General features: G+C 47.4%; 10 protein-coding genes. 4 read left to right on the plus strand and 6 right to left on the minus strand.

Translation table 11 applies throughout. From position 1 onward, the window contains the following. Positions 1-11: 11 nt before the first annotated feature. From AAKU64_RS16035 to AAKU64_RS16055, 5 genes are all read right to left on the minus strand, one after another. Positions 12-1,328, minus strand: a complete 1,317-nt coding sequence (locus AAKU64_RS16035) for an ABC transporter permease (protein WP_354362423.1) — start codon at positions 1,326-1,328, stop codon at positions 12-14. Positions 1,329-1,336: 8 nt separating this feature from the next. Continuing rightward, the gene (locus tag AAKU64_RS16040; protein WP_354362424.1) at positions 1,337-2,065 is read right to left on the minus strand and encodes an ABC transporter ATP-binding protein; all 729 of its coding nucleotides are present in this window, start codon (positions 2,063-2,065) and stop codon (positions 1,337-1,339) included. A gap of 128 nt (positions 2,066-2,193) precedes the next feature. Beyond that, entirely contained in the window at positions 2,194-3,462 is a 1,269-nt protein-coding gene (locus AAKU64_RS16045; protein ID WP_354362425.1) for an efflux RND transporter periplasmic adaptor subunit, read from the minus strand. An 85-nt stretch (positions 3,463-3,547) separates the two neighbouring features. Continuing rightward, positions 3,548-3,997: a hypothetical protein gene (locus tag AAKU64_RS16050; protein ID WP_354362426.1), complete on the minus strand. Its 450-nt coding sequence runs from the start codon at positions 3,995-3,997 to the stop codon at positions 3,548-3,550. Between the two features lie 174 nt (positions 3,998-4,171). Next, on the minus strand, positions 4,172-4,597 hold the full coding sequence (locus AAKU64_RS16055) for a MerR family transcriptional regulator (protein ID WP_354362427.1): 426 nt from the start codon (positions 4,595-4,597) through the stop codon (positions 4,172-4,174). A gap of 145 nt (positions 4,598-4,742) precedes the next feature. On the opposite strand from AAKU64_RS16055, the gene AAKU64_RS16060 reads away from it, so the two are divergent. The 3 genes from AAKU64_RS16060 to AAKU64_RS16070 all read left to right on the plus strand — a co-directional run bounded on the left by AAKU64_RS16060 (position 4,743) and on the right by AAKU64_RS16070 (position 9,944). Further along, positions 4,743-7,481: a heavy metal translocating P-type ATPase gene (locus AAKU64_RS16060; protein WP_354362428.1), complete on the plus strand. Its 2,739-nt coding sequence runs from the start codon at positions 4,743-4,745 to the stop codon at positions 7,479-7,481. Between the two features lie 175 nt (positions 7,482-7,656). Beyond that, positions 7,657-8,670 carry a metallophosphoesterase family protein gene (locus tag AAKU64_RS16065; RefSeq protein ID WP_354362429.1) on the plus strand — a complete coding sequence of 338 codons (1,014 nt, stop codon included), beginning with the start codon at positions 7,657-7,659 and terminating at the stop codon, positions 8,668-8,670. Positions 8,671-8,903: 233 nt separating this feature from the next. After that, on the plus strand, positions 8,904-9,944 hold the full coding sequence (locus AAKU64_RS16070) for a GMP reductase (RefSeq protein ID WP_354362430.1): 1,041 nt from the start codon (positions 8,904-8,906) through the stop codon (positions 9,942-9,944). A 374-nt stretch (positions 9,945-10,318) separates the two neighbouring features. Here AAKU64_RS16070 and tcdA read toward each other — a convergent pair whose 3' ends face one another. Next, on the minus strand, positions 10,319-11,137 hold the full coding sequence (gene tcdA / locus AAKU64_RS16075; protein ID WP_354362431.1) for a tRNA cyclic N6-threonylcarbamoyladenosine(37) synthase TcdA: 819 nt from the start codon (positions 11,135-11,137) through the stop codon (positions 10,319-10,321). A gap of 154 nt (positions 11,138-11,291) precedes the next feature. Between tcdA and pdxH the strand changes: the two genes are divergently transcribed. After that, positions 11,292-11,927 (plus strand): pyridoxamine 5'-phosphate oxidase, encoded by a 636-nt coding sequence (gene pdxH, locus AAKU64_RS16080; protein ID WP_354362432.1) that lies wholly within the window; start codon positions 11,292-11,294, stop codon positions 11,925-11,927. The last annotated feature ends 16 nt before the right edge of the window (positions 11,928-11,943 follow it).

Here is an 11,943-nt window from a genome sequence, read left to right on the forward strand (position 1 = left end):
CCTCTTTACTATTATTGGGATTTAAGTTGTAGCGCTGGCGTCACCTGACATGCGCGCCAGGTCGGGAGTAAGCCTGCCAACACACTGGCACTTACAGCGAGGATGAAGGTCAAAACCAGCATGTTCCAGTCCATCTTCGCCAGCACTGCCATCTCACCCGACTGTCTTGAGATCAGCCAAAGTCCACCGAAACTTAAAACTAATCCAAAAAGACCACCAACTAAACCAATCACACCGGTCTCAATAAAAAACTGCATAAAAATATCTGCCCGACTGGCACCAAGCGCCCTGCGCACACCAACCTCCGACGCCCGCACAGAAAATTTTGCCAACAACAATCCGGCGGTATTCACCAGGCAGAGTAACAAAAATCCAAATGCCAGCCATGCAGATAATTTGCTGTCGTCCCGAACGATTTTCAGGAAGCTCATCCACTCTTTTACGTTCAACAAAAGATTAGGTGCGCCACGAGGATAGCGGCCTACTTTCTTTTGATCTGCTGTGTAAGCATTCAGGTAATTAAGTAGCTTGGTATGATCTGAGGCTGTTGCTGTTTCAAACCAAAATTGTAGCCAAGTGCAATCAGAGGCAAAGATTCCCTTAAAGCCAGCACCCATAGGACCATGACACCACATAGACCCACTTGGTCCTATCTCGACTACGGCTGCTGTGTTGAAAGGAATATAAAACTCATCTTCCCCTTTAAAACTGCCGCCGCTGCCGTTAATCAAATGGGTAAAGCGGGGTAAGGGATTCCATTTACCCAAGACGCCGATCACCTGATATTCATTATTTTGCATACGTAAGCGCTGGCCAAGCGCGCTCTCTTTTCCGAACAGTTTTTCGCTTAAGGTCTGGCTCAATACAACGACTTTGGCTGCATTTTTTTCTTCTGCGGCAGTCCAACCCTGACCTTGCGAAAAAGGAACTTCAAACATAGCAAAATAGTCGGCGCTGACGGCAAGTCCCTGAATATCGGCAACACGTAAATCTGGTCTGGATGGCTCTAATGTCATTTGAACGCCATACACCGCCACACGTCGCACGCCCTGATCCGCTTTTAAAAAATTGGTCACATCAGGATAAGATAATTGTGTTTCTTCAATCGGTGCGCCAGGGACATAGCCTTCCAGCGGAGAGCCGTCCATGACAGGCACAAACAGGCGATCACTCTTTGAGGGGATAGGATCAGTTGACATCATGTGCAAAATCGTCAGCGTAGACACGCTCGCTGCAACCCCGATTGCCAGCGTTAGCACCATCAAACTTGTTAATACCGGATTACGTCGCAGACTGCGGATACCTAGAAAAAAATAATATTGAATCATGGCATTTCCTAGGCAGCGATTGAGTTACTGGCGGACTCTGATTCAGTCTGATACAGCGATGGCGATTGACGTACCAGGTCAGATACCTGGCCATCAATAATATGCACATTGCGCTGCGCTCTGACAGCCAGTTCCGGATCATGAGTCACCATCAGTATGGTTGTACCGCGTGCGTTAATTTCTTCCAGCAACTCCATCACACTGCGTGCCATATGGGTATCCAGATTACCGGTCGGTTCATCGGCTAACAGTAATTTGGGGGAGCCAGCCAGAGCACGGGCAATTGCAACCCGTTGTTGCTGACCGCCAGAAAGCTCGGCTGGATAATGTTTCATACGGGAGGCCAGACCAACTTGTGTGAGCGCCTCCTCAATCCGGCGCTTACGTTCAGCCGCATTAAAACCACGGTAACGCAGTGGGACATCGACGTTATCAAACAAACTTAGATCAGGGATCAAATTAAAGCCTTGAAAGATAAATCCTAACTTCTCATTCCGTAAGCGCGAACGGTCATTGTCATTCATGCCCTTAACATTGACTCCATCCAAAAAATAATCGCCATCGGAGAATTCTTCCAGCAAGCCTGCGATGTTCAAAAACGTCGTTTTACCGGAGCCAGACGGACCAGTGACGGTCACAAATTCGCCCTCTTTGACATGGATTTCAAAACCACGCAACGCATGTGTTTCTATCATGTGGGTGCGATACACTTTGCTGAGATTATTCATGCGTAACATAGTTGTACTCTCGATGTAATTAACTAATGGTTGATATCTGATGACGACGGATTAGGCTTAAAAATTGATGCTGATTTAATATTGAACTGATATTGATATTGATATTGAGCTGGTCATGAGTAGACAATCTAATTGTTGATCGTCACCCGTTGCGCATTTTGGAAAGTGTCGGTTCCGGCGATAACGACCTTATCACCTGTTTTTAACCCTTCTAAAATCTCCACTGAGGTAACACTGGTTGCGCCTATTTTGATCGGCTTTCGCATAGCGACACCGGCTTCGACAACGTAGGCAAAGCGACCGCCCTCACTCTCGACAAAAGGGCCACGGGGGACGATTAAGACATCCGGTTTTTCCTCAATTAATAAGCGGGCAGAGACGCGCTGGCTTTGTCGCAATCCTGCGGGCTGCTGACCGTTAAAACGTACTCGGGCAAGCACCTGGTTTTTGACGACCTCAGGGGATAATGCAGATAACTTACCAATCGCATTGATGCCGTTGATGGTGATCTCTACATTCATACCAAGACCTAGATCGGCAACATAGGTTTCTGGAATTTCCAATTCAACTTCCAGCTGTGATAGGTCGACTAAAGTCATCAGCGGCGTATTCGCAGCGACTACACTACGATTCGCTACAGACAAAGTACCAACGATGCCATCAACCGGCGCACGCAGTCTAAGATCGTCAACACGACGTTGTGCGTTATCACGCACTAAGCGCTGTTGCAGTAATTGGCTGTTCTTGGTTTTCAGCACCAGATCAACATCCTCATTTTCTAGACCTGTCGCCTGCTCTGCATGCTTGGCGCGGATTTGTGCGGATTTCATCGCATCTTGGGCTTTTAAAAAATCGATCTTTGCTACGACACCCAATTGCCCCGCATTCTCAATCCGTTGATAAGTGCGCTCAGCCGAGACCCGATCAATCTCGGCCTGATCGGCATCACGTCTGGCTAATAATTTTTGCTTACGCGCGAGGATGTGCTGACGAGCGACTTCGGCTTCTAACTGTTCATAATTGGCCTGTTCACGTTTAAGCTCATTGCTGAGGTCTGGTGACTCTAGCTCTGCAACGATGTCACCCTTACTGACTTTGTCGCCAGCTTTGACTTTCAAAGTCACGGTACTAGGTGCGGTGGCATATAAAGTGGGGCTGTTCGCAGCAACCATACGGCCATTGACAGCAGCATCTCGGACCAGTTTGCCGCGTGTTACGGTCGCAATACTCAAGCGTGACGCACTGACCGATAGTGCGCTACCAGTCCATGCACTGAGTAAGACGATAGTCGCAATCACGATCACGGCTACGATTACCAGAATCAGGTAAATTTTTTTACTACGCCAGACTGGTGTAGCGGCAATGACAGAATCTTGGGCAGAAGTATCGCGGATCATTTTTAATTTTTTTTGATGTGAGTGTGTGAACGCTGATGTGCAAAAACTGATGTGTAGCCGCTGTATTGCAGTATTCGTGCCAGAGCTAAGTCGTTGATTTATTAAGCATTAGCTTTTTCCGATTGGCTGAATGTAGTGTCCGCAGACTGTCCGCGAACAAATGAGCGGACACTTTTTGAAAACCGCCGGACACGGCAAATTGGGTGTCATCACCCAAACTAAAAAACGGCCCTATGTGCTCAGATTCAGCACAAATATAGGTCGCTGACATCAGTCTTGAGAAAACATAGCAGGCTGCGCCCTCTACTTCAGCACAGACCTGCGACGTCAATTCACCACCGTCACACCACTGGAGAGATGCGTTGACATGTAACAAACGGCAGGGGGACAAAGAAGAGAGCCGGTCGATTTTGCCATTGCCGAGTAAGAAAAAACTCATCAATAAAGACAAGACAAACCCCAGCAAAATAGTTGCTGTTAATTCTAAAATTCGCTGTAAACCCATTAACGGGCGCGAGGTCGAATCGGGATTCATGGTGTACTCCTTGGAAAGAATAATGTTCTTTCAGCACGAAATATGCCAAGTACCAAAATTTCGATAAGCCTATGATTTATATGCTATTTTTTAGAATCACTACTGTATTAACAAAGTGTACGGACAGCGCGTGGTCAGTGACCGCTTAGGGCAAAGCAAGTTATATAGAGTTTTTTAGCAATGAGATTTGGAATGTCCCAAAGCCTGAATGATCGGACAGCTTGCAGCACCTGCACTCACCTCACACTGATGAATTAAGTCCGACAGCATATGTTCCATTTTTTGCAAATCCGCTAGTTTGGCGCGTACTTGCAATAATCTCTCGTTAGCAACTTCACGTATCGCTACCCTGTCATCACCGTCTTCTAGCAATAATAAATGGCTGATTTCATCCAGAGTAAAACCTAATTCCTGCGCTCGTTTGATAAAACGGATGCGGTCCACCAAGGCCACGGGGTAGGCACGAAAACCACCTGTACCGTCACTATGTGGGACAGGCAACAGTTGGCGACGCTGGTAATAGCGTATGGTCTCTACTCCCACACCCGCGACGCGTGCCAAACGTCCGATAGTGTAAAAGCTAGCTGAAGTATTTTCCATAAAGTGCTTGACTACGTAGTTGGGTACGGCGTCTATGATAGATTGAAACAGATATGGCTTACGAAAAATCGCCCCAATTAAGTTGCAAAAGATAAGTTGCAAAAGATAAGTTGCAAAAAATAAGTTGATATAGCGCGGAGTATTTATGATGAATCAAACCCAAAATGAATCAGATGATCTGCATGGCGGATCATGTTGCGGTGGAACAGGAAGTTCCATCACTCCGGCTCCTGTGCCGGCCCTGGATAGTCACGAAGAGAAAAAATATCTCGATCCGGTTTGCGGCATGCAAGTTACTAAAAATCCAGAGAAAATGGCGCGCTACCAAGGTGTCAGTCACTATTTTTGTAGCGCATCTTGCGTCGATAAATTTAATGCAAACCCGGGTGCTTTTGTCAAAACTAAAAAGTTGATTGGCGGATCTGTGTTGTCTGCAACTTCTGCTAACGCTACTGCATCCCCTACCTCACCGCTTCCGCAGTCTTTGACTGAGCCAAACTTAAAAGATACTTGCTGTGACAATAGCAAGAATGGTGACAATGCAAGCAACTCTCAGTTGATTCAACACACCGATCCCGTATGCAATATGCGCGTGGCTGACAACAGCACTCATCAATTCATATATCAACAAAAAATCTATTATTTTTGCTGTGCCGGGTGCCTGAATAAATTTAGCAAAGATCCGCAAACCTATCTCAATCCGCCCCCAAAAGCGGCAACTAAACCCATTGCTAAAGACGCGATTTATACCTGTCCTATGCACTTAGAAATCCAGCAAATAGGCCCTGGTACTTGCCCAAAATGTGGCATGGCATTAGAGCCGATGGAAGCCAGTGCGGAAGAAGATACGACAGAGCTGGATGATATGACACGTCGGTTTAGATTTAGTGTTTTGCTTAGCGTGCCTTTATTATTAATCAGCATGGGCGATATGTTGCCAGCGCTGCAACTGCACGAAAGACTAGCGATGAGCTTATGGTCGACTTCGTTTAGCTGGCTGCAATTTGCGCTCGCCACGCCAGTTGTTTTGTGGGCGGGATGGCCATTTTTTGAACGATCAATCGCCTCGTTTAAATCGCATCATTTAAATATGTTTAGCCTGATTGGCGTGGGTACTGCAACGGCATATTTATTTAGTCTGGTCGCTTTATTGGTACCGCAATGGTTGCCAGAAGCGTTCTTAATGAATGGAATGGCGCCTTTATATTTTGAGGCAGCGGCAGTAATTATTACTTTAGTATTATTGGGCCAAGTATTGGAATTACGTGCGCGTTCACGCACCAATGCCGCACTCAAATCCTTATTGGCACTAACACCAAGCAGTGTTTTTCGACTAGATGCGCAGGGCAAAGAAACCGAGATCGCACTAGACCAAGTACAACTGAAAGATGTCTTAAGGGTCAAACCTGGCGCGCATATTCCGGTCGACGGCGTCGTACTGGAAGGTCGCTCAAATGTAGATGAATCAATGATCACAGGCGAGCCTTTGCATATCACTAAGCAAGCCAAAGATTATGTCAGCGCTGGCACCATCAATCAGCAAGGCAGCTTTAGCATGCGTGCCGAGCGCATTGGTAGCGACACCTTGCTAGCAAAAATTATTCAATTGGTGAATGACGCCGGACGATCACGTGCGCCTATCCAAAGTCTGGCGGATAAAGTCTCTGGCTGGTTTGTACCAGCGGTGATGGGAATTGCCATCTTGGCGTTTGCCGTCTGGGCGATAATCGGCCCTACACCAGGCTTAGCTAATGGCTTAATGGCGGCGGTGTCGGTATTGATTATTGCCTGCCCTTGTGCACTAGGTCTGGCAACGCCCATTTCTATTACGGTGGGTATTGGCCGTGGCGCAACTGAAGGTATCCTGATCAAAAATGCAGAAGCCTTAGAGCTAATGGAAAAAATTGATACGCTTGTCATCGATAAGACCGGTACTCTGACCGAAGGCAAACCTGCCTTGCAACAGATTATTTGCGGTAGCGGATTTACAGAAAAAACCATACTCCAAATTAGCAGCGCATTAGAACAACAAAGTGAACATCCGCTGGCACATGCCATCCTAACTTACACCGAACAGCATCACATCACGCCGGAAAAAATCGACAACTTTACAGCGATCAGCGGTAAAGGCGTTAGCGCCGAATGGAATGGCAAAATAATTCTGTTCGGGAACCGGCAGTTAATGCAAGATCATCAAATCCAGCTACAGGAGTTGGATAAACGCGTCACAGAATTACAAAGCCTTGGACATACCGTCATGCTGCTAGCGGTTGATGGCAATCTGGCCGGTATTATTAGCGTGGCAGACAGCATCAAAGCGACAAGCCTGCAAGCAATACAACAATTACAGGCGAGCGGTTTGCGCATCATTGTCTTGAGTGGTGACAATGCCTTAACCACTAAAGCAGTCGCAACTCAGCTCGGACTAAATGAGGTCCATGCAGATGTACTGCCAGAAGATAAATATCGTTTTGTACAACAACTGCAAGCCCAAGGACGCATCGTTGCCATGGCCGGTGATGGTATCAACGACGCGCCTGCACTGGCACAAGCGAATGTTGGTATTGCGATGGGTGGTGGCACAAACAACAGCAACAGTGGCGGCACCGACATCGCCATGAACAGCGCCCACGTGGTATTGGTTAAAGGTGATTTGCGCGGCATTCTTAAAGCACGTACGCTCAGCCAGCATACGATGAAAAATATCCGCCAAAATTTATTCTTCGCATTTGCCTATAACTTTATTGGCGTACCACTGGCAGCGGGCGCGCTCTACCCTTGGTTTGGCATTCTGCTCAGCCCGATGATTGCGAGTGCAGCGATGAGTCTGAGTTCTGTTTCTGTGATCGCGAACGCTTTACGATTGCGCCACACCAAGCTGTAATTTACGCTACGTGACTATCAATGGGCGCAAGTCCTAATAATATTAAAGATGTAAAATGCTGCTCCCAACTAATCCCCATTGCCGGAGTAATTCCAACATCAACCGGAATACTTAGTTCGTCACTAAGTTCATCGCTAAGTTCATCGCTAAGTTCATTTTAATAAGATTGCTGTTCATGCCACGATTTGTTTTTTCCACCAAAAATTATTTCTCAGATAATTTTGTTTCACGCTTTATTTCTCTCGTCCTGATTGCCAGTGCAGCAACTAATCTCAATGCGAGTAATGCAGTTGCTAACGAAACTAGCACTGCAGAGACTTCTGTAAAAACAAAAACTGCAACATCAAAATCGCTCAAAACATCAAACGTCACATCGGTCACCGTATTTGCGGCTGGCGACATCGCCGATTGCAGAAAAAAAACAGCAGCTGACACCATGGCGGCCAAAACTGCCAACATCATCGAAGCGGGCTTAGCCGCAGATAGCAAAGCCCTTGCAATTTCGTTGGGTGACAATACTTATCCAGTCGGCAATCCAGAAGAATTTACTAAGTGCTACGAGCCTACCTGGGGCAGATTTAAAGCACGCACCCTCCCCTCTCCAGGCAATCATGATTACGACATGCCAGCAGCACAAGGCTACTACAACTATTTTGGTGAACTTGCTGGCCCTGAAAAGCGCGGCTATTACAGCAGCAAAGTTGGTCAGTGGCAGATCATTTCGCTCAATAGCAATATTGAAGGCGCACAAATGCAAGCACAATTGCATTGGCTAAAAGATGAACTCAGTAATAAACATCAAACTCGTTGCACGCTCGCCTTTTGGCATCACCCTGCATTCAGCTCTGGTGGACATGGCAATAATGCAGTCATGCAGGCCGCATGGAAATTATTGGCAGAAGCAAAAGCAGACATCGTCCTGGCAGGCCATGACCATGACTACGAGCGCTTTGCACCGTTGAATGCGGATGGATTAATCGATCAAAAAAACGGCATACGTAGTTTTGTAGTCGGCACCGGCGGAGCAAAATTGACGCCGATGTTCTTCCCAAAAGTGATAACAGAAGTGCGTGACAATTCGACCGCAGGCGTACTCAAACTAACGCTCCACGACAAAAACTATGAGTGGGAATTTATCCCTGTAGATGGCAGCGGCTTTACCGACAAAGGTGCTGGAGCCTGTCACTAAATAGCTATTAATACACTCTTAAGACTTACGCAAAACTGACCTACATCGTGGATTAACGCATTTTCCCAATCCGGTTCTTGGTATATGTCATCGCTGATACCGCCTATATCGAAATTAAATCGGTAATCGGCCAAATACTTACTATACTCAAGCACGGCTCGAAACTTTCTACGGTCATTTTAATGTTGAAATGACCGTTTTCGTGCGCCTGCCAACCGGACACAGGAGTCGTAATGCATATTGAAGAAACCCTCAAGCTCGATTTTAAAGACGTATTGATCCGTCCTAAACGCTCTACCCTCACCTCCCGCTCGCAAGTCGAATTACAGCGCGAATTTATCTTTCATCATTCGCAAAAAAAATACCAGGGCATCCCCATCATCGCCGCCAACATGGATTCTACCGGCACCTTAGAGATGGCGAACGCGCTCGGTCAGCATCAGCTTTCTGTCGCTTTGCACAAGCATTATGATGAAGATACCTTGGTCAACTATTTCACGGGTTTGGAGAAAAAATCAACCGCGTTTTATTCGATGGGAATTACGCAATCTGATTTTGAAAAATTCACGGCGGTCATGACGCGTGCCAAGAATGCGATCGAATATGTTTGTATCGACGTTGCCAATGGCTATACGGAAGGCTTTATCCACTTCGTTAAAAAAGTACGGGATGCCTATCCTCATATCACCATCATGGCGGGTAACGTCGTGACTGGCGACATTACTGAAGAATTGATACTTGCTGGCGCGGATATCGTTAAAGTCGGCATAGGCCCAGGCTCGGTTTGCACCACGCGCAAGATGACGGGCGTAGGTTACCCGCAACTGTCTGCTGTGATTGAATGCGCAGATGCAGCACATGGTTTGGGCGGACAAATTTGTGCTGACGGAGGTTGCGTTGTACCGGGCGATCTGGCGAAAGCATTTGGTGCCGGGGCAGATTTTATTATGCTGGGCGGCATGCTGGCAGGACATGATGAATGTGCCGGCGATCTGGTGGAGCGCGATGGTCAGCAATACAAACGTTTCTACGGTATGAGCAGCAAAGCCGCGATGGACAAATATGCCGGCGGCGTTGCCAAATACCGCGCGTCGGAAGGTAAAGAAGTGCTGATCCCGTATCGTGGTCCGGTTGATGCCAGCTTGTTGGATATTCTTGGCGGTGTGCGTTCAGCCTGTACTTATGTCGGCGCGCATAAGCTTAAGGAGCTGACCAAACGCACGACCTTTATCCGTGTGACACAACAATTGAATGAGGTGTTTGGTAAGTCGTAACACAATTTCTGCCTAATGGCAGATTGAGCAGATGGCGCAGACGGATAGTCGCTTTCTTTTGCAAAGGGCACAAACACTGGTTTGTGCCTTCCGCCGATCTCAAATTTATGATTGAAATCCCTACATGGTCGGGCGACTAGCGGGAGAGACAAAGTGGAAAATCATGCGGAGAATTACGTAGAATTCGATGCCAGAAATCCCCTCAGGCAGCGCAGGAAAAAATAAATACTCCCACTATGTATATTTTAAATGTCCATATATTCCTTGGACACTTGGTCAATTTTTAATAAAAAATAAGGGGAGTATATTAAATATACATTCAAAAATTCACGCCGGAGAAATTCTAAAAACTCCATATCCAGTGTGACGATTTCTTAAGCTAATCCAGCCAATTTGCGCAGTACATGCGCCACCGCCATCAAACCAAACGACGCAGTCACGACGATAGAAGACCCAAAGCCAGCGCAGTTTAATCCAGTAACAGCAGCGACACTGTTCGTCCCCGGATTGCCAGCTAACGCATCCCCGACCTCGCACGCTTCCGCCGTCTCGGGCATGCTCAATGCCTCCATCGAGAACACCGCATCAATCCCAAATTTACTTTTTACTCCGCGTGGAAAACCGTGATTTTGGCGCAAGCGTTTGCGCACCAATGCCAGTAAAGGTTCTTGCTCGGTGCGGGACAAATCCCGTATTTCAATTTTGCCCGGATCAGTCTGCCCGCCCGCTGCACCAATCGTGATCAGCGGTACAGCATGCTCGCGGCAATAAGCGATCAGCGCAGTTTTTGCTCTGACGTTATCAATCGCATCGATCACATAGTCAAACTGATGAGCGCCTATCATCTGCGTCAAATTATCAGGCGCGATGAAATCTTCGATTTCATGGACAGTACAAAATGGATTGATTTGTGCAATCCGCTCCGCCAGCGCGGTGACTTTGGCCTTACCAATGGTCTCGCTGGTGGCTTGTATTTGCCGGTTGATATTGGACTCGGCCACATTGTCCAGATCGATCATCGTGATCTGGCCGATCGCACTACGCGCCAGAGCTTCTACCACCCAGGAACCCACACCACCGACACCGATCACACAAATATGCGCTTGTTTAAAGCGCTCTAGTCCCGCGCTGCCGTACAGGCGGGCGATACCGCCAAAACGACGTTCAAAATCAACTTCTAACTGTTCTTGCATGGGGATTTACTCAAAATAGATATCTCGCTATTTTACAAGATGCTTTAGAACAATCCGGTTTGTTTGATACAGCGCAAGCGACTTGGCGCTAAATAGAGGATAATTTTTTACCGATGATGTTCTGCTTAGCATCCATATTATTCAAGGAACCAACATGTCTATCGCTCATTTACGTAAAGATTATCAGCACGCCAGTTTGTCCAAATCAGAAGTCGCCAGCGACCCGGTTCAGCAATTTTCGGTCTGGTTTGATCAGGCATTAAAAGCCGATGTGACAGAACCGAACGCGATGAGTCTGGCAACCGTCAATGCGCAGGGTCGTCCTTCCTCCCGTGTTGTTTTGATTAAAGAGTTTGATCAACGTGGCTTTTGCTGGTTTACCAATTATGCGAGCAAGAAAGGACATGATCTGGATGTGAATCCTTATGCAGCTTTACTCTTCCATTGGGTCGTCCTAGAACGACAGGTCAGAATAGAGGGTAGAGTAGAAAAGATGTCAGCGGAAGAAAGTGATCGCTATTTTCATAGCCGCCCTTTGGGAAGTCGCCACGGCGCGATTGCGTCACAACAAAGCGCAGAAGTAGACAGCCGTAAGCTGTTAGAAACCCGCATGGCAGAAGTAGTAGAGCAAGCTGGCGAACATCCGGCGCGCCCCGAGCATTGGGGTGGTTATCGCTTGCAGCCGGAGCGGCTAGAATTCTGGCAAGGTCGCAGCTCACGTCTGCATGATCGGATTGTGTACACCAAACATGCCGATGGAACATGGGCGATCAGCCGTCTGCAACCTTGAGTGTTCGCTGAGTCCA

This window comes from Undibacterium sp. GrIS 1.8 (genome assembly GCF_040544445.1).
In the GTDB taxonomy this organism is placed as follows: domain Bacteria; phylum Pseudomonadota; class Gammaproteobacteria; order Burkholderiales; family Burkholderiaceae_D; genus Undibacterium.